Source organism: Streptomyces sp. NPDC060031 (assembly GCF_042736805.1).
GTDB lineage: Bacteria > Actinomycetota > Actinomycetes > Streptomycetales > Streptomycetaceae > Streptomyces.
Window position 1 is genome coordinate 13,382 of sequence record NZ_JBHWVM010000061.1, and the last position, 17,737, is coordinate 31,118.

Below are 17,737 nucleotides of genomic sequence, written 5' to 3' on the forward strand. Positions count from 1 at the left end.
GGCCGTCGCCTGCGGGGCAGTACCGCGGCAGCGCTGGGTCACGAAGCGTTCGTGGCGGCCCCCGGCCCCGGCCCCGGGCGGTCCGTGGTCCAGGGGACGGTCTCCGCCTTGACCCGGACCGGGTCGAAGCCGGCCGCCCGCAGCCGGGGCACCAGCGTCTCGTGCCCCGTGCGGTCCGGCAGCGTCAGCATCGGCTGCGACACCATCCGGCCCCGGGCCGGCACGATGTGCGTCACCTTCAACTCCCTTTCCCCGGCCCGCGCTTCGAGTCGTGCCAGCTCCGCCGCGCGGGGGCAGTGCACCGTCACGCGGGTTTCGTGCGCAGCCATGGAATCGATCTTCTCGGACGTGCGTCCGATCCGCATCGGGATTCCCGCCCGGGGGTAACCATCCGGTCACAGCGGGCTCAGAAAGTGCTCGCACGCCCCTCGTGGCAGCGATGTGTCGTACCCCACACTGAGGTGCGGTGCCCCCGTCCTCGGAGCCCTGGAGGTCGCCCCCGTGCAGACCCAGATCCTGACAGTCAACGCGAGCCCGCCCGCCGACGCCGCCCTGGCCGAAGAGCCCGAGGCAGAGGCCGATGCCGTGGACGAGGAGCCCGAGGTCCAGGAGTTGAGCGAGCAGCAGGTGCCGCCGCAGCGAAAACGCGGCACTGACGGCGCGGGCGGAGCGGGACCCTCCGCCGACCTGTTCCGGCAGTACCTGCGCGAGATAGGCAGGATCCCGCTGCTCACCGCCGTCGAGGAGGTCGAGCTCGCGCGGCGCGTGGAAGCCGGCCTGTTCGCCGAGGAGAAGCTCGGCAGCGGGGCCGCCCTCGACCTCCAGCTCACGCTCGACCTGGACAAGCTCGTCGTCATGGGGCGGATGGCCAAGCGCCGCCTCATCGAGTCGAACCTGCGGCTCGTCGTCTCCGTCGCGAAGCGCTACGTCGGCCGCGGCCTCACCATGCTGGACCTCGTCCAGGAGGGGAACCTCGGCCTCATCCGGGCCGTTGAGAAGTTCGACTACGCCCGCGGGTACAAGTTCTCCACCTACGCCACCTGGTGGATCCGCCAGGCGATGTCCCGGGCCCTCGCCGACCAGGCCCGGACCATCCGCGTGCCGGTCCACGTCGTGGAGCTGATCAACCGCGTCATACGCGTCCAGCGCCGCATGCTGCAGGAGCGCGGATACGAGCCCACCGCCGAAGAGGTCGCGGTCCACCTGGAGCTGACCCCCGAGCGGGTCCTCGAAGTGCTGCGCCTCGCCCAGGAGCCCGTCTCCCTCCACGCGCCGGTGGGCGAGGAGGACGACGTCGCGCTCGGGGACCTGATCGAGGACGGGGACGCCGCCTCACCCGTGGAGTCGGCCGCGTTCTTCCTCCTGCGCGAGCACCTGGAAGCCGTGCTGTCCACCCTCGGCGAGCGTGAGCGCAAGGTCGTGCAGCTGCGGTACGGGCTCGCCGACGGGCGGCCGCGCACCCTGGAGGAGATCGGGCGGATCTTCGGCGTGACCCGCGAGCGGATCCGGCAGATCGAGTCCAAGACCCTCAACAAGCTGCGCGACCACGCCTTCGCCGACCAGCTGCGGGGATACCTCGACTGAGACGGACGAGACGGCACGGGAAGACGGGAGGGGGTGCCCCCGGATGAGGGCACCCCCTGCGCCGTGCAACGCTTTGCGCCGCGACGCGACCGTCAGTCGACCTCGGCGACCGCCTGCGCGAACTGCGCCGCGTACAGCCGCGCGTACGCGCCGTCCGAGTCCAGCAGCCCCTCGTGGGTGCCCTGCTCCACGATCGAACCGTTCTCCATCACCAGGATCAGGTCCGCGTCGCGGATGGTGGACAGCCGGTGCGCGATCACGAAGGACGTACGGCCGTGCGCGAGGCGCGCCATCGCCTTCTGGATCAGCACCTCGGTACGGGTGTCCACCGAGCTCGTCGCCTCGTCGAGCACCAGGATCACCGGGTCCGACAGGAAAGCCCGGGCGATGGTGATCAGCTGCTTCTCGCCGGCGCTGACGCCCGCGCCCTCGTCGTCCAGCACGGTGTCGTAGCCGTCCGGCAGGGTGCGGATGAAGCGGTCCGCGTGCGCGGCCCGCGCCGCCTCCTCGATCTCGGCGCGCGTGACCTCGCGCGAGGCACCGTAGGCGATGTTCTCCGCGATGGTGCCGCCGAACAGCCAGGTGTCCTGGAGCACCATGCCGATGCCGCCGCGCAGCTCCTCGCGGGTCATCTTCGCGATGTCCACCCCGTCCAGGGCGATCTCGCCGCCCGTGACCTCGTAGAACCGCATCAGCAGGTTGACGAGCGTGGTCTTGCCGGCGCCCGTCGGGCCGACGATGGCGACCGTCTGACCCGGCTCCACGCTCAGCGAGAGGTTCTCGATGAGCGGCTTGTCGGGCTCGTAGCGGAAGGCCACCTTGTCGAGGGTGACCTGGCCGCGCAGGGTCTGCGGACGCTCCGGAACCTCCGCGTCCGGCTCCTGCTCCTCCGCGTCGAGCAGCTCGTAGACCCGCTCCGCCGAGGCGACGCCGGACTGCACCAGGTTCGCCATCGAGGCGACCTGGGTCAGCGGCATCGAGAACTGGCGCGAGTACTGGATGAAGGCCTGCACGTCACCGATCGACAGGGTGCCCGAGGCGACCCGCAGCCCGCCGACGACCGCGATCAGCACGTAGTTGATGTTCGAGATGAACAACATCACCGGCTGCATGACGCCGCTGACCAGCTGCGCCTTGAAGGAAGCCCGGAACAGCGCCTCGTTCTGCTCGGCGAAGACGGCCGCGGACTCCTTCTGGCGCCCGAAGACCTTGACCAGCGTGTGGCCCGAGTACATCTCCTCCACGTGCGCGTTGAGCGCGCCCGTGGACTTCCACTGCGCCACGAACTGCGGCTGCGACTTCTTGCCGATCTTCGCCGCGACGAAGATCGAGACCGGTACGGACACCAGCGCGACCAGCGCCAGCAGCGGCGAGATCCAGAACATCATCGCCAGCACGCCGACGATCGTCAGCAGCGAGTTGAGCAGCTGCCCCATCGTCTGCTGGAGCGTCTGCCCGATGTTGTCGATGTCGTTCGTGGCCCGGCTGAGCACCTCGCCGCGCTTTTGCTGGTCGAAGTACGACAGCGGCAGCCGCGACAGCTTCGCCTGCAGCTCCTCGCGCATCCGGTACACGGTGCCGTTCATGACGTGGTTCGACAGCCGGGTGGCCACCAGCATCAGCAGGCCCGCCAGGGTGAACACGACGAGCGCCCAGATCGCCACGACCCCGACGGCGCCGAAGTCGATGCCCTTGCCGGGGGTGAAGTCGGTGCCGGACAGCATGTCCGCCATCCCGCCCTGACCCCGGTCGCGCAGCCCCTGGAGCGCCTGCTCCTTGGTGGTCCCGGCCGGCATCTGGCGGCCCACGATCCCCGCGAAGACGAGGTCGGTGGCCTTGCCGAGGATCTTCGGCCCCATCACCGTGAAGGCGACGCTGCCGAAGACGGCGGCGACCATGCCCCAGATCTTGATCCGGTCCTCGGCGAGCTGGCCCAGCAGCCGCTTCCCCGAACCCTTGAAGTCCATGGACCGCTGGGCCGGCCCCATCATCATCCGTCCTCCGGGCCCGCTCATGCGGCCTCCGCCTCCGTCAGCTGGGAGAGCACGATCTCCCGGTAGGTCTCATTGCCGGACATCAGCTCGTGGTGGCGTCCCTCGCCCACGACCTGGCCCTCGTCGAGGACGATGATCCGGTCGGCGTCGCGGATGGTCGACACCCGCTGCGCCACGATGACCACGGTCGCGTCCTCGGTCTCGCGGGCGAGCGCCGCGCGCAGCGCCGCGTCCGTCGCGTAGTCCAGGGCCGAGAAGGAGTCGTCGAAGAGGTATATTTCCGGGCGCTGCACGAGCGTGCGGGCGATGGCCAGCCGCTGGCGCTGGCCGCCGGAGACATTGGTTCCGCCCTGCGAGACGGGCGCGTCGAGCCCGCCTTCCAGCTCGGAGACGAAGTCCTTGGCCTGCGCCACCTCCAGCGCGCGCCACAGCTCTTCGTCGGTGGCCTCCGGGCGGCCGTAGCGCAGGTTGGAAGCGACGGTTCCGGAGAAGAGGTACGGCTTCTGCGGAACCATGCCGACCGTCCTGGCGAGCAGCTCCGGATCGAGGCGGCGCACGTCCACCCCGTCGACGAGCACCTCGCCGCCGGTCGCGTCGAAGAGCCGGGGGACCAGGCCCAGCAGCGTGGACTTGCCGCTGCCGGTGGAGCCGATCACCGCGGTGGTCTCGCCGGCGCGGGCCACCAGGTCCACCCCGCGCAGCACCGGGGCCTCGGCGCCCGGGTAGCGGAAGTCGGCGCCGCGCAGTTCCAGCTGTCCGCGCCGGGAGAGCTCGTACACCGGATCGGTCGGCGGGACGACGCTCGACTCGGTGTCCAGGACCTCCTGGATCCGCTCGGCGCAGACCTCGGCGCGCGGCACCATCATGAACATGAAGGTGGCCATCATCACGGACATGACGATCTGGAGCAGATAGGCGAGGAAGGCCGTCAGCTGGCCGATCTCCATGCCGCCGCTGTCGACGCGCATCGCGCCGAACCAGATGACGGCGACGCTGGAGATGTTCACGACCACGATGACGGTGGGGAACATCAGCGCGAGGAGCTTGCCGGCCGCCAGCGAGACACCGGTGAGGTCGGCGTTCGCGTCGCGGAACCGGTCCTTCTCGTATCCGTCGCGGATGAAGGCGCGGATCACGCGGTTGCCGGTGATCTGCTCGCGCAGCACCCGGTTCACGGTGTCCAGGCGGACCTGCATCTGCCGGAAGAGGGGCCGCGTACGGAAGACGATCGCGCCGACGGACACACCGAGGACGGGCACCACGGCGAGGAGGACGCTCGACAGCTTCACGTCGAGCGAGAGCGCCATGAAGATGCCGCCGACGCACATGATCGGCGCCGAGACCATCAGGGTGAAGGTCATCAGCACGAGCATCTGGACCTGCTGCACGTCGTTCGTCGTGCGGGTGATCAGCGACGGAGCGCCGAAGTGGCCGAGTTCGCGCGCCGAGAAGCTCTGCACGCGGTCGAAGACGGCGGCCCGGACGTCCCGGCCGAGGGCAGCGGCGGTACGGGCGCCGAAGTAGACGGCGCCGGCGTTGCAGATGAGCTGGACGAGCGAGACGCCGAGCATGAGGGCGCCGAAGCGCAGGATGTAGCCCGTGTCGCCGTTGACGACACCGTTGTCAATGATGTCCGCGTTCAGCGTGGGCAGGTAGAGGCTCGCGCTGGTCTGCAACAGCTGCAGCAGGACCAGCACGGAGATCGGTTTCCGGTACGGACCCAGGTGGGTCCGCAGAAGTCGTATGAGCACGCGTAGGCTCCGGTCGGCAAGATCGAGGGGTCAACCCATCTTCGGCCAACAGGGCCCCCGAACCCCAACACTTTTCGCAAAGCCCGGTCAAAAGGAGTAGGCGTCCCGCGCGGGGTCCCAAGTCGCGGGACGTATCCGGCACCGGCGCCCGGGCCGGACCGGCGCCCGGGCTGGACCGGCACCCCGGCCGGACCGGCGCCCCGGCTAGAACGCCCCCTGCTGGAACGCGCCCGGGTGGATCTGCTCCCGCGTCGCGATGTACTGCTGGCGCACCGCCTGCCACGCCGGGAACTCCTCGTCCGGCTCGAAGACCTGCGCCGCCGGGGCCGGCCACACCGGTGGGGTGTGCGGGGCCAGCGTGCCCTGCGCCACACCGAGCGCCCACGCCGCCTGGCGGGCCGCGCCCAGCGCCGCGTAATCGGCCGGCGCCGGTACGACGACCTGCGTACCGAACAGCCCCGGCGCGAAGGCCTGTACGGCGGGCAGCTCGGCCGCCGCGCCCAGCAGGAACACCCGCCGGATCTCCACCCCGCGGCTGCGCAGCACGTCGAGGGCGTCCACCAGCCCGCACAGCATGCCCTCGAAGGAGGCCCGGGCCAGGTGTTCCGGCTTCATCGAGTCCCGCCGCAGCCCGGACAGGGTCCCGGCGGTGTGCGGCAGGTTCGGCGTCCGCTCACCCTCCAGGTACGGCAGGAGTACGAGTCCGTGGGCGCCCGGTGTCGACTTCAGCGCGAGCGCGCTCAGCCCCTCCAGATCGGTGCCCAGCAGCTCGGCGGTGCCGCGCAGGGCCCGTACCGCGTTGGAGGTGTTCACCACCGGCAGGTGCATGCCGGCGGCGTCGGCGAGGGAGGTGATCAGACCGCCCGGCTCCGACAGCGCCTCGTGGTGCACGGCCATCACCGACCCGGAGGCCCCGAGCGAGACCACCGCGTCGCCGGGGCCGAGCCCCAGCCCGAGGGCGGCGGCCATGGTCTCGCCGGTGCCCGCGGAGATCAACAGCCCCTCGGGCGTGGTCCCGGCGGCGTCGGCCGGGCCGAGCACCTCGGGCAGCAGCGCCCGGTGCCCGAGTGCCAGCTCGACCAGGTCGGGGCGCCACGAACCGGTGGCCGCCGACCAGTACCCGGTCCCGGAGGCCCCGCCCCGGTCGGTGGTCCGCCGGGCCGGGCGGCCCAGCAGCTGCCACACCAGCCAATCGTGCGGGGACATCAGCACGGCCGCCCGCCGGGCCGCCTCCGGCTCGGCGCGGGCCAGCCAGGCCAGCTTCGCGACGGGCTGCGCGGAGTGCGGGACGGAGCCCACGGCCTCGGCCCAGGCCTGCCGGCCGCCGAGCCGCTCGATGAGGTCGGCGGCGGCGACCTGCCCGCGCTTGTCGTTGCCGACCAGGGCCGGGCGGACGAGGCCGCCCTGCGCGTCGATGGGGAGCAGGCCGTGCTGCTGCGCGGAGACGCCGATGGCCTGGACCCCTTCGAGGAGCCCGCCGCTCGCGGCCTCGCCGAGCGAGAGCAGCCACGCCTGCGGATCGGTTTCGTGGGGAACGGCCTCGCCGGTGGGCTGCGGATGGGGGGCGTACCCCTGGCGCAGCACGGCGCCCGTCTCGGTGTCACAGACGACTATGCGAGTGAAGGCGGAAGAACTGTCCAGCCCGGCGACTATCCCCATGCGGAAGATTCTGCCGCACGCCCGGCGTACTTCCGCCGCCTCGGGGCCCCGGAAACCTCCGAGGCCCCCCGGGCGCGCAGGAGCCTCAGAGGTTTCGGTGCCGGTCAGTGCCGGTCAGCGCACGCCAAAGCCGGTCACCGCCCGCCAAGCCGGTCACCGCCCGCCAGGCCGGTCACCGCCCGTCAGGCCGGTCAGTGCCCGTCAGGTGTTGCTCGTTCCCCACTCGTCCTCGCCCGCACCGCCCCCGACCCGACCGCGCAGGCTGCGTACCCGCCCGGCCAGCGAGGCCGGCACCGCGTCGCCGACCTTGTCGCCCACGGCGGAGAGGGCCCGGCCCGCGAACTGCCGCCCGCTGTGGCCCGCGGTCTCGGCGGCGTTGCGCACCGCGGGGTTCTGCGCGAGCTCCCGGGCGGACTTCTTCATCTGCTCGTACCGCTCGCGTCCGGCCCGGGTCCCGAGGACGTACCCGAGGGCCAGTCCGACCACGAACGTGACCTTGTACCGCATGCCTGTCACCTTTCGTCGTGTGGTGCCCGGCCTGCTGGCGATACCGATTGGCGGAGCACCCCCCTGCTTGCGCTAATCTATGACTCGCAACGGGCACTCGCCCCCCGGCACAGGCCGGAGGTGGGCTGTTCGGTGCACCGCAGCAATCCCCTGTAGCTCAATTGGCAGAGCAGCCGACTGTTAATCGGCAGGTTACTGGTTCGAGTCCAGTCGGGGGAGCGCGGTCCCCTGTAGCTCAATTGGCAGAGCAGCCGACTGTTAATCGGCAGGTTACTGGTTCGAGTCCAGTCGGGGGAGCAAGAAAGGAAGAGGACCCCCAGTGGGTCCTCTTCTTTTTTGCCCTGCTCATGGAACCGGGCAGCACTCGGCGCGGTCTCTCTGAGCAGGCGAAGCCGATCATGCGAGGCATCCGGAGCAGGAGATCGTATGAGCGGCTATGCTGCGGCAGACGGCGCGCACACGTGTACGCGCCACGCCGTGAAGGGGCGGTAGCTCAGCCGGTTAGAGCAGCGGACTCATAATCCGTCGGCCGTGGGTTCGAGTCCCACCCGCCCCACCATCGCTTGATGGAGCAGAAACGTTCTGACCAGCGTCTTAGCTGGCAGGGCCGGAAGCTCCGGGGACCTTGACGGCCCCGCCGGTCGGTCTTTCATGATCGACAGGGCGCGCTGTGGACGCCGATGTCCGTCATGTCGGAAGCAGTCGGAATGGCCTCAATTGCGGTCCGGTTGAGGCGAGCCACAACTGCAGGATCAGGCCCGCTGTGAGCGGGGCGGCTTAGCCGCCAGGTGTCCGAGTTGGACCCTGTGGTCGGGTGGGCCGGGGCTGCTCTCCTCCTCATTGACCTCTATCTCGAACGCGCCGCTGGTGGCCTGTCGCACATCTGAATCAACCATGCCTCCGTCTTCATCATCGGCGGCGGCGATTCGTCGTTCCCCGCCACAGCGAATGTTGGCGATGTATCGTGGACACATACATTGCCATTAGGGAGGTGGTTACCGTGTCGGTGACCCAGATTGATCTCGATGACGAGGCGCTGGCTGAGGCCATGAGGTTGATGGGCGTCACGACGAAGAAGGAGACGGTCAACGCGGCCTTGAGGGACTACGTGAACCGGGTGCGGCGGCTGGAGGTCGCGGAGAAGCTGGCTGCCCGTGGGGCGCAGGGCGAGTTTGAGCAGGCCGCTGCCGCATACGACGCTGTGAAGCAGGCGCGGCGGGCGGCCTTCGAGTGATCTCCTACCTGCTCGACGCCTCTGCGCTGTGGCATCTGTTCCGTACTCCGGGGGCGCTGCAGCCTTGGGAGGGGCATATCGCCGCCGGGGTGTTCCGTGTCTGCGAGCCCACGAGGACCGAGTTCCTGTACTCGGCCACCAGTCCGTCCCACAGGGATGAGCTGGCCGAGGAGTTGGACGCGCTGTGTCCACTGTCCGCGGTGCCGAAGAACGCGTGGCGCTGGGTGGACACTGCCCAGTACAAACTCACCCAGCGCGGCCAGCACCGCGCCGCCGGGCCGATCGACCTGCTGGTGTGCGCGACCGCGGTCCACCACGGCCACACTGTGCTCCACGTGGACAACGACTTCGCAGCCGTGGCGGGTGTCCTCAAGGACGTGCAGCAGCGGGACATCCGCACCTGAGCCGGTCGCGGGCACCACGCACTTCAGCGTCAATGGCAATCGCCCCGCCGTGCAGAACCACCGGAGGCGGGAGGCTCTGGTTGAGGGCCTGGCAGCGTCTCTGCAGACAGCAGCGGCGCGTGCTTCAGGCCTTCGAGAAGAAGCCCCGGGGCATCCTGGTGCTGATCACGCTGGACGAGTTCAAGCACACCATCCAGGCGTTCCGCCGTGAGGTTGACACCGAGGACGTCGCCTTCGTCCCGCCGCCCGCACCTCTGCCAGCAGGGCGCCGAGCAGGCCGCCACGCGGCTCGGCGCCCGCTTCACCTGGACGATGGTCCACTGCGCCGTGCTCCGCAGCCTTGCCAGTGACTTGTACGGAGACTTCCTGTGCCGCTCGGAATAAGGCCGAGCGTATGGCCAGTTCTACCGCGCCGCCCGGGCCGCAGCCCGCCGTGAGTTCCCCTCCTTGCCGCAGGGTCACTGGGCGGCAGGCGAGGCAGAGCCTCGCGGACAGACTGCGGGCCGAACATCAGCTGTCCCACGTCGGCTACCGCACGGGGCCCGCGTGCCCCTTCGCGTCTGATCGGACGCGGCGTGCCTGGCGAGAAGAGCACCGTCGCCAACAATGCGGGCGCAGCGCCGGGACGCAAGTCCCGCTGAGGTAGCGGCCGGCTGATAGAGGGGGTGCAGTGACCGCTGTGCCTCCTTGGCGACCGTCGCAGGGGGGGTGCAAAGCGGGTTGGAGTTGCCTCCGACTGAAGAAGGTGGGGCTGAGCCAATGGATCGGCACTTCGGGCGTGCACACCTCCTCTGGCGACGGCCCCGGTACGCTCCGCCTCGGCACGACACGAGCAAGAGGGGGACGCGTTGGACGTAGACATGGACCGCATAGTCAGGGCGTCGACATTAGTGGTCTTCGCCGTGCTGGCGGTGGTTCTCGTCGTCACGGCCTATCGGGTCCTGCGATGGGTCGCCTTGCGCATCCCGCCGTTGAGTAGGGCGTGGACCAGATGGAACGCGAGCACCGCCGAAAGTCACTTCTCGGCCATGTCTGATGCTCTGCGGCATTTTGATCTGGCGGGTATGCCCGCCGAGGCTCTGCGCTCGGCAGGAAAGGGCATTGCTGGGGAAGTCCGGTTGCTGTACCAGGTGCTGACCTTCTTCATCGGGTGGGGGGCGGCCGACCTGTGCGTGCAAGGGCTCAAGTCGCTCTACGCAGGACATCCGACGGAGGGCATGAGGCCGTCTGCACTCCTCACCGCGGCGGTACTTCTGCCCATTCTGATTTGGGCGGCGCACTACAACCCCACGCTGACAAGGTACCGATTCCTACTGCTGGTCATGTCGGCCATCAGGTCATGTGAAGCCGTTGCGTCATCGACATCCGACGAACGTCATGCGAACCTGCGCCGTCTCGACGGTGTGTGCGCGAACGTGAGCCGTTCCATTTCGCGTGTTCACCGCATCCACGGCAGCTTGGGACTCTTCTCCCACCGGCGCCGCGCCGTCAAGGCCAGTGCGGCCTTGGTGATTACTAAGCTGCGGCAGGCCGAGGAGCAGGTGGACACCAGGGGCGACACGGCCCTGACGGACCTGGCCACCCTCTTGGTGACCGTCGCGAACAACTATGCGGAGGGGAAGATCGGACAGCTCCTGCCGCAAGAACAACTCGAGGGCGTGGTCGCCCCTCCGAACCGTGAAGGGCTCCGCTTGGCGGTAGTGGTCACGGCTACTGCTGGTGCGGTCATCGCGGGATCCCTGCTCGGTCTTTCGGACCTGGCGGTTGCGGTTCTTGGCTGTGCTGTGGCGGTGCTGGTGTCCATCGTGGCGTACGGGGCGAAGTCCGCTATGGCCCGCGCGGCCGAGCTGAAAAGCTTGCTCGGGTTCTAGCTCCATCAAGCAGCGGTTGTTTCCGGGCTGTGGGAGGGTTCCGAGATCATGGATGCCCTCCCTGTTGGATCAGAATCGCAGCAGACGCCCCGGCCGCTGCGGGTACAAGAGGCTCCGCGCCCGCTCCGGGGGGCGGAGCCTCTGTGCGTTGGAAGGGGAATCCGCTGCGCATGGGTTCCGTGAGCCGGAGCTGCCTGAGACTCTCCGCTCGGGCCGCTTGCTGAGCGGTGTCCTGTCGGACGCGTTGAGGACGGCGTGAGGACACAAGGACAGGAACGGATCGGCAAGGACTAGTAGAGCCCTTAAGTAGACCCCGATGTTGACGTGGGAAAACGTGGAGAATCGGCAGGGATGATCAAGGGCCGTCAAGATTCCCAAAGGACTCATAATCCGTCGGCCGTGGGTTCGAGTCCCACCCGCCCCACTGCGAGCCGCAGGCGAAGAAACGTTTTCGCCTGCGGCTTTGGCGTTCCCTGGAACTGCTCCGGCGCTCGGCGCCGTTAGAAGTTCTCCGTTTCGTCCGCCAAGTGGCGCAGGACGTCCGTCAGGTCGCCGCGGCGGGCGAAGGCCGTGCGTTGGCGGTGGGCGCCCGAGCCGTCGCGGAGCAGGGCCGTCAGGGTTCTGGCCGCGTGGTCGAGGTCGCCCGTGGAGGCCAGTTCCGGAGCCAGCAGGTCCAGCAGGGCCTCCGCCAGGTCCGCCGCCGGGAGTTCCGCGCCCGTGTACGGGTCGAGACCGAAGCCCTCCAGGCCGTCGTGGGCCGCACGCCACCGTGCGAGGCGCAGTACGTCCTCCCGCAGGGCCGGCTCGGGACGCTGCTCCGCGATGTCGCGCAGCACCGTGGCCACCAGGGCGCGGGCCAGTTCGGCCTGCAGGATGGCCGTGTCGATGTACGGGGACATGTCCGGCGCCCGGATCTCGAGCGTCGGCCAGTTCCCCGACGGGCGCAGGTCCCAGTAGACCATCTTGGTGTCCAGGGCCGCCCCGGAGCCGAGCAGGGTCTCCACCGAGCGTCGGAAGTGGGCCGTGGACGTGAAGTGCGGGGGCAGTCCCGCGGAGGGCCAGCCCGACCAGGCCATCGCCCGCCAGCTGGCGTGGCCGGTGTCGCGGCCGTTCCAGAAGGGGGAGTTGGCCGCCAGCGCGATCAGCGTGGGCAGCCAGGGTCTGACCCGGTTCGACACCGCGACCGCCGTGTCCACGTCGAGCGTGCCGATGTGGATGTGCCGGCCGCAGCTGACGAGGGTGTCGGTGAGCGCACCGAAGCGGCGGTGCTGCTCGCGCTGGCGCGGCTCGTCGTCGGTCAGGTGCAGCGGCCCGTCCACGGCCAGGACGGGCGAGGGCGCGGCCAGCAGTCGGCAGCCGTGGGCGCGGGCCGCCTGGGCGAGGGTGCGCCGCAGGCCCGCGAGCTCCCGCCGCAGGGTCACCGCCGAGTCGGCCACCGGGGTGGAGATCTCCACTTGGTAGCGGGTGCCCTCGGGATGCAGTTCGTGGGGGAGTCCGGCGGCCGTGGCGAGGACGAGCGGCGCGGCCGGGACCACCCGCAGGGTGCGGGCGTCGACGAGGAGGAACTCCTCCTCGACCCCCAGGGTGAGCGGGGCCGTGCCGGTCGTCGGACTCGTGCCGGAACTCGTGCTCGTGGTGCTGGTGCCAGGTTCGATCACTACGCCTCCCTGGACATACGAGTCTTTTCATCATGAGCTGAACACCGGGGGAGGAGCGCACGTCGATTCGGTCAAATGTCCGGTGATAGTGGCGGGTTAGCGGCAAGAGTGAACCCGGTCTGGGGCCGCCGGTCCGCGTGGGGCGGCTGTGGCGCGGAGGGTGAACGCGGGACCGGACTCCGCTCCGCCGGGGCCCCAGGAGCCGCTGGTTATCATCCGCTGTGACCCGTACGATCGCGCCCACCCGCCCCCGGCGGCGAATATTCGCCGACATCACGCCGCTGAAGTCCTCCCCGGACTTCCGCCGGCTGTGGGTCGGTTCCACCATCTCCCGGCTCGGCCAGGCGATGACCGCCCTCGCGATCTCGCTCCAGGTCTACGCCATCACGGGGTCCAGCTTCTCCGTCGGACTCGTCGGTCTCTTCTCCCTCGTCCCGCTCGTCAGCTTCGGCCTGTACGGCGGTGCGATCGCCGACACCGTGGACCGCCGCACGCTCGGGCTCTACAGCTCCCTCGGCCTGGCCGCCCTGTCGATCGCGCTGGCCGCCGCCGCGGTGCTGGACTACCACCGGGTCTGGCTCCTGTACGGGGTCGTCGCGCTCCAGTCGGCGTGCGGGGCGCTCAACGGTCCGGCCCGGTCAGCGATGATCCCGAGGCTGCTGCCGGCCGAGCAGCTGCCCGCCGCCAATGCGCTGAACTCGGCGGCCATGACCTTCGGGATGATGACCGGTCCGGCGCTCGGCGGCATCATCGTCGGCTGGTGGGGCTACCAGGCGGCGTACCTGATCGACGCGGTGACCTTCTGCGCCGCCCTCTACGCGATGTGGCGGCTGCCGTCGATGCGGCCCGAGCGGGGGGAGGGCTCGCCCGGCGGGCCCGGGAAGGCAGGCGAGCCCGCCAAGCCCGGCAAGCCCGGTCGGGCGTCCGTGATCGACGGCCTGCGCTTCCTCGGGACCCGCCCCAACATCCGGATGAACTTCTTCTCCGACCTGGCCGCCATGGTGCTGGCCCAGCCGAAGGCGCTGTTCCCGGCCATCGCGGTGCTCTGGTACGACGGCGACGCCAAGACCGTCGGCCTGCTGGTCACCGCGCCCGCCGTCGGGGCGCTGCTGGGCGGGCTGCTCTCCGGCTGGCAGGGGCGGATCCGCCGGCACGGGCTGGCGATCCTGCTCTCCGTCGCCGCGTGGGGGCTGGCCATCGCCGCCTTCGGGCTCACCCGCAACCTCTGGCTCGGGCTGTTCTTCCTGGCCCTGGCCGGGTGCGCCGACAGCGTCTCGATGGTGTTCCGCTCCACGATGATGCAGGCCGCGACCCCCGACGACATGCGCGGCCGGCTCCAGGGCGTCTTCATCGTGGTCGTCGCGGGCGGGCCCCGGCTCGGGGACTTCCTCGCCGGGACCACCGCCGACCTCTTCTCCCCGGCCGTGGCGATCACGGGCGGGGGGCTCGGCTGCGTACTGGTGCTGGGGCTGCTGGCCGCGCGGTGGCGGGCCTTCGCCCGGTACGACGCGCGGTCGCCGCAGCCCTGAGCCGGCGGTCCTGAGCCGGCAGCCCTGAGCCCGCCGCCCTGAGCCCGCCGCCCCGAGCCCGCCGCCCCGCGCGCCCGGGCTCAGGCGTCGACCGGGCTCAGGCGTCGACCGGCTCCCGGGTGCGGTCGCCGCCCGCGTCGCCGGTGTTGACGGTGCCGGTCGGCTCGAACAGCAGGATCGCCGCCTCCGCGCCGGCCCGCGGGCAGTGCTCCACCCCGCGCGGGACCACGTACATCTCCCCGGCACCGAGCACGACGTCCCCGTCCCGGAGCTGGATGGTGAGGGTCCCGCTGATCACGAGGAAGAGCTCGTCGGTGTCCTCGTGCGTGTGCCAGACGAACTCGCCCTGGAGCTTGGCGATCTTGACCTCGTAGTCGTTGACGCGGGCGATGCGTCGAGGGGCCCACTGCTCGTCGAACTCGGACAGCTTCCGCGCGATGTTCACTGCCTGCTGTGTGGTCATGGGCCAAGGCTCCCGGCCGGCCGTCCCGCGGTCTTGTACGTTCCTGACATGGCCGCGATACGTCCGCCCAGCACCGTCTCCGCCTGGCAGCCACCGGTGCCGGGCATCGCCGAGGTCTTCCACGCCCGCTTCACCGAGCACGCGTACCCGTCCCACGTGCACGACACCTGGGCGCTGATGATCCTGGACGGCGGCCGGGTGGACTTCGCCCTCGACCGGGAGCGGCACGGCACGGGCGTCTGCGACACGGTGGTGCTGCTGCCGCCCGGGGTGGTGCACGACGGGCGCACCGTCACCGAGGCGGGCTTTCGCAAGCGGGTGCTCTACCTCGACACCTCCGTGCTGCCCGAGGCGCTGACCGGGGCCGCCGTCGACGCGCCGCTGCTGGCCGACGCCGCGCTGCGCGACGGCGTCCACCGGCTGCACCGGGCGCTGGGCTCGCCGGAACTGCCCGCCGGGGCGGTGGACGTGCTGGAGGCGCAGTCGCGACTCGCCCTGGTGCAGGAGCGGCTGCGCGGCCGACTGGAGGCGGCCGGGCGCGGGCCGGGGCGGGGGGACCTTTCGTACGGGGCTCCGAGCACGGGGACCGCCGTCCGACTGCGCGAGCTGCTCGATGCGCGGGTCATCGGCGGGATCACCCTCCAGGAGGCTTCCGCGCTACTGGGACACGCCCATCCCACCCACCTGATCCGGAGCTTCCGGCAGGCGTTCGGGCTGCCGCCGCACGCGTACCTGGTCGGGCGCCGGGTGGCGGTGGCGCGGCGGCTGCTGCTGGCGGGGATGCCGCCGGCGCAGGCGGCGACGGCGGCCGGGTTCCACGACCAGGCGCACCTGACGCGGCACTTCGGGCGGCACGTGGGGACCAGCCCGGCCCGGTTCGCCCGCTCCGGCCGGTCCGCCCCCTCCGCCCGGTCCGGCCGGTCGTGAAGGGTTCGGCTGGCACGCGACCGCGGCGGCTCAGCCCTTGCGGTGCACCACGCCGCGGGCCACGCCCAGCGCCACCAGGTCCTGGGGGCGGATGCGCAGCTGGTCCGCCGTCGCGGGGGCTTCCTGCGCGGGGCGCTTGAGGATCGCCGCCGCCAACTCCGGGGCGATGACCGAGAAGTAGCTGTCCGGGGTGACCCACGTGTTCCCCGGCGCGGCCAGGGCGAGGGCCCCGCCCGAGCCGCCCTCGCCGATGAGGAGGGTGGTGACGGGGACCCCGGCCGCCGCCACCGCCGCGAAGGTGTCCGCGATGGCGGCGCCCGCGCCCGCGTGTTCGGCGGCGGCGTCGTTGGCCGCGCCGGGGGTGTCGACCAGGGTGAGGACGGGGACGCCGAGCCGGTCCGCGAGGCGGATGACCCGGGCCGCCGTACGGTAGCCCGCCGGGCGGGTCGCGGTGCCGCACTGGGCGGCGTACGCCACGGCCCGGCCCTCCCGCAGCCCGAAGCCGCACAGCATCCCGGGGTCGGTGGCGCCCGCGCGGTCGCCGGACAGGGGCAGGCGCAGCTCGAAGTACGCGTCCAGGTACGCCTCGGCGTGCGGCCGCCCGGGGTGCCGGGCCTGCCGGACGGCGTCCCAGCCGGTCAGGGGCGGCGTGACGTCGGCCAGTGCGGCCGGGGGCTCGACGGGCTCGGCGGCGCGCGGCGCGGCCAGTACGCGGAGCCAGTCGGCGAGGGCCGCGGGCATGTCGGCGGCGGGCACGACGGCGTCCACGTGCCCGGCCGCGTACTGCCCTTCGGCGGTGTAGGCCGCCGGGTCCGCGTCGGCCGGCCGCACCCGGGAGCCCGCGAAGCCGACCTGGGCGCCGGGCAGCGCGAGGATCACGTCGGCCCCGGCGCCGAGGGTGGCCCAGCCGCCGCCGGTGGTGGGATCGCGGAGCACGGCGATCTGCGGGAGCCCGGCGGCGCGGGTGAGGACGCACTGGCGGGCCACGCGCTGGAGTTGGGTCAGCGCGAGCATGCCCTCCTGCATGCGGGAGCCGCCGGTGGCGATCAGGGAGACGAGGGGAAGGCGGTGCTCGCGGGCATGGGCGTACGCGGCTTCGAGCCGGTCGCCGGTGCGTTCGCCGAGGGAGCCGCCGAGGAAGCCGAACTCGAAGGAGATCACGGTGGCCCGGAAGCCGCCGAGCAGGGCCGTGCCGGTGATCACGGACTCCCGCTCGCCGGTCCGCGCGGCGGCGCGTTCGCGGGAGTCGTCGTACCCGCTCCAGCCGAGGGGCCCGTCCGGGGCGGACTCCCTCTGCGGCGCGGGGAGTTCGGCGAAGGTGCCGGGGTCGGTCACGGAGGCGATGGCCGCGCGGGCCGAGAGGCGGGTCGTCACGCAGTCACCCTAGGCGGTGCCGGGGGCCCGGGCCTGTCGACTGGATCACACCTGGCCCGCAAGTCGACTGGCCCCGGCGGGACTTGTCGGAGCCGCGCCGCGCCGATCCGACGGGTGCCGTGCCGTGCCGAGCCAGGCCGGGCGCGGTCTACGGCAGCGGGAAGGCGATCTTCAGGGCGTAGGCGGCGACGAGGCCGTAGCCGAGGCGGAAGGTCCAGGTGCGGGCGGTGGCGGAGATCCGGCCGGCCGCGACGGCGCCGAGGGCGACGAGCGCCTGCTGCCAGAGCAGGGAGGCGAGCCCGACACCGACGAGGAAGGCGGCCCCGGCGCCGCCGCCGCGCAGGCTCGCGCCCTGGGCAGTGGTGAGCGCGGCGAAGTAGAGCGCGGTGGTGGGGTTCACGACCGTCAGCCCGACGTACTTGCCGTACGCCCGCAACGCCCCGACCCCGACCCCGGCCCCGTCCGGAGCGTCCTCCCCGGCCGGCGCCCCGCCGCGGGAGGAGAGGAGGCCGTGGGCGGCGATGGCGATGAGGATCGCCGCCGAGGTGAGGCGGACCCAGGCTTCGACCGGGGAGACGTGGGAGGCGACCCAGGGGCCGAGGGCGGTGGCCAGGGCCGCGTAGCCGAGGTCCACGGTCGCGATGCCGGCCGCCGCGGCCACCGCCGCGCGGCGGTCGCGCAGTGCCTCCTGGAGCAGCAGCACGCTCATCGCACCCATCGGCATCGCCACGCCCAGGCCCGCGGCGGCCCCGGCCAGGGCCGGTGTCAGCAGTTCGTTCATG

Annotated in this window: 15 protein-coding genes and 3 tRNA genes; 9 read left to right on the plus strand and 9 right to left on the minus strand. The window is 71.4% G+C overall.

Translation table 11 applies throughout. From position 1 onward, the window contains the following. Window positions 1-38: 38 nt before the first annotated feature. On the minus strand, window positions 39-329 hold the full coding sequence (locus ACFWB8_RS24670) for a hypothetical protein (protein WP_385230998.1): 291 nt from the start codon (window positions 327-329) through the stop codon (window positions 39-41). Window positions 330-441: 112 nt separating this feature from the next. Between ACFWB8_RS24670 and ACFWB8_RS24675 the strand changes: the two genes are divergently transcribed. Next, complete coding sequence (locus ACFWB8_RS24675; protein ID WP_385231001.1) at window positions 442-1,584, plus strand: RNA polymerase sigma factor; 1,143 nt, start codon at window positions 442-444, stop codon at window positions 1,582-1,584. A gap of 92 nt (window positions 1,585-1,676) precedes the next feature. Here ACFWB8_RS24675 and ACFWB8_RS24680 read toward each other — a convergent pair whose 3' ends face one another. From ACFWB8_RS24680 to ACFWB8_RS24695, 4 genes are all read right to left on the minus strand, one after another. Beyond that, a complete protein-coding gene (locus tag ACFWB8_RS24680) occupies window positions 1,677-3,599 on the minus strand; it encodes an ABC transporter ATP-binding protein (protein ID WP_385231004.1) in 1,923 nt (640 codons plus the stop codon). Beyond that, a complete protein-coding gene (locus ACFWB8_RS24685; protein WP_385231008.1) occupies window positions 3,596-5,329 on the minus strand; it encodes an ABC transporter ATP-binding protein in 1,734 nt (577 codons plus the stop codon). Before ACFWB8_RS24685 ends, ACFWB8_RS24680 begins: the two co-directional genes overlap by 4 nt. A 204-nt stretch (window positions 5,330-5,533) precedes the next feature. Further along, window positions 5,534-6,988: an FGGY family carbohydrate kinase gene (locus tag ACFWB8_RS24690; protein WP_385231011.1), complete on the minus strand. Its 1,455-nt coding sequence runs from the start codon at window positions 6,986-6,988 to the stop codon at window positions 5,534-5,536. Between the two features lie 201 nt (window positions 6,989-7,189). Beyond that, entirely contained in the window at window positions 7,190-7,495 is a 306-nt protein-coding gene (locus ACFWB8_RS24695; protein ID WP_385231013.1) for a YtxH domain-containing protein, read from the minus strand. A 146-nt stretch (window positions 7,496-7,641) separates the two neighbouring features. On the opposite strand from ACFWB8_RS24695, the gene ACFWB8_RS24700 reads away from it, so the two are divergent. From ACFWB8_RS24700 to ACFWB8_RS24725, 6 genes are all read left to right on the plus strand, one after another. Further along, a tRNA-Asn gene (locus tag ACFWB8_RS24700) sits at window positions 7,642-7,714 on the plus strand. A gap of 5 nt (window positions 7,715-7,719) precedes the next feature. Further along, window positions 7,720-7,792, plus strand: a tRNA-Asn gene (locus tag ACFWB8_RS24705). Window positions 7,793-7,977: 185 nt separating this feature from the next. After that, window positions 7,978-8,054 (plus strand) — tRNA-Ile (locus ACFWB8_RS24710). Window positions 8,055-8,495: 441 nt separating this feature from the next. Further along, the gene (locus ACFWB8_RS24715) at window positions 8,496-8,729 is read left to right on the plus strand and encodes a type II toxin-antitoxin system VapB family antitoxin (protein ID WP_329313467.1); all 234 of its coding nucleotides are present in this window, start codon (window positions 8,496-8,498) and stop codon (window positions 8,727-8,729) included. Beyond that, entirely contained in the window at window positions 8,726-9,133 is a 408-nt protein-coding gene (locus ACFWB8_RS24720) for a PIN domain nuclease (protein ID WP_385231017.1), read from the plus strand. Before ACFWB8_RS24715 ends, ACFWB8_RS24720 begins: the two co-directional genes overlap by 4 nt. 860 nt (window positions 9,134-9,993) lie before the next feature. Then, a complete protein-coding gene (locus ACFWB8_RS24725; protein ID WP_385231020.1) occupies window positions 9,994-11,004 on the plus strand; it encodes a hypothetical protein in 1,011 nt (336 codons plus the stop codon). 500 nt (window positions 11,005-11,504) lie between these two features. On the opposite strand, the gene ACFWB8_RS24730 is transcribed toward ACFWB8_RS24725, so the two are convergent. Beyond that, window positions 11,505-12,662, minus strand: coding sequence for a glutamate--cysteine ligase (locus ACFWB8_RS24730; RefSeq protein ID WP_385231023.1), 1,158 nt, complete (start codon window positions 12,660-12,662; stop codon window positions 11,505-11,507). Window positions 12,663-12,883: 221 nt separating this feature from the next. Here ACFWB8_RS24730 and ACFWB8_RS24735 point away from each other — a divergent pair, with 221 nt between their 5' ends. Next, window positions 12,884-14,191, plus strand: coding sequence for an MFS transporter (locus tag ACFWB8_RS24735; protein ID WP_385231026.1), 1,308 nt, complete (start codon window positions 12,884-12,886; stop codon window positions 14,189-14,191). A gap of 97 nt (window positions 14,192-14,288) precedes the next feature. On the opposite strand, the gene ACFWB8_RS24740 is transcribed toward ACFWB8_RS24735, so the two are convergent. Beyond that, window positions 14,289-14,654: a cupin domain-containing protein gene (locus tag ACFWB8_RS24740; protein WP_385231029.1), complete on the minus strand. Its 366-nt coding sequence runs from the start codon at window positions 14,652-14,654 to the stop codon at window positions 14,289-14,291. Window positions 14,655-14,702: 48 nt separating this feature from the next. Between ACFWB8_RS24740 and ACFWB8_RS24745 the strand changes: the two genes are divergently transcribed. Then, complete coding sequence (locus ACFWB8_RS24745; RefSeq protein ID WP_385231032.1) at window positions 14,703-15,581, plus strand: helix-turn-helix domain-containing protein; 879 nt, start codon at window positions 14,703-14,705, stop codon at window positions 15,579-15,581. A gap of 30 nt (window positions 15,582-15,611) precedes the next feature. Here the strand turns inward: ACFWB8_RS24745 and ACFWB8_RS24750 are convergent, their stop codons facing one another. Then, window positions 15,612-16,955 (minus strand): carboxyl transferase domain-containing protein, encoded by a 1,344-nt coding sequence (locus ACFWB8_RS24750; protein WP_385231035.1) that lies wholly within the window; start codon window positions 16,953-16,955, stop codon window positions 15,612-15,614. A gap of 148 nt (window positions 16,956-17,103) precedes the next feature. Continuing rightward, window positions 17,104-17,736 carry a LysE family transporter gene (locus ACFWB8_RS24755; RefSeq protein ID WP_385231038.1) on the minus strand — a complete coding sequence of 211 codons (633 nt, stop codon included), beginning with the start codon at window positions 17,734-17,736 and terminating at the stop codon, window positions 17,104-17,106. Window position 17,737: the final 1 nt, after the last annotated feature.

Bases quoted from the DNA above. Each gene is read 5' to 3' on its own strand.
- ACFWB8_RS24740 (WP_385231029.1), bottom strand. From the start codon at position 14,654: ATGACCACACAGCAGGCAGTGAACATCGCGCGGAAGCTGTCCGAGTTC.
- ACFWB8_RS24695 (WP_385231013.1), bottom strand. From the start codon at position 7,495: ATGCGGTACAAGGTCACGTTCGTGGTCGGACTGGCCCTCGGGTACGTC.
- ACFWB8_RS24690 (WP_385231011.1), bottom strand. From the start codon at position 6,988: ATGGGGATAGTCGCCGGGCTGGACAGTTCTTCCGCCTTCACTCGCATA.
- ACFWB8_RS24755 (WP_385231038.1), bottom strand. From the start codon at position 17,736: ATGAACGAACTGCTGACACCGGCCCTGGCCGGGGCCGCCGCGGGCCTG.
- ACFWB8_RS24670 (WP_385230998.1), bottom strand. From the start codon at position 329: ATGGCTGCGCACGAAACCCGCGTGACGGTGCACTGCCCCCGCGCGGCG.
- ACFWB8_RS24745 (WP_385231032.1), top strand. From the start codon at position 14,703: ATGGCCGCGATACGTCCGCCCAGCACCGTCTCCGCCTGGCAGCCACCG.
- ACFWB8_RS24680 (WP_385231004.1), bottom strand. From the start codon at position 3,599: ATGAGCGGGCCCGGAGGACGGATGATGATGGGGCCGGCCCAGCGGTCC.
- ACFWB8_RS24725 (WP_385231020.1), top strand. From the start codon at position 9,994: ATGGACCGCATAGTCAGGGCGTCGACATTAGTGGTCTTCGCCGTGCTG.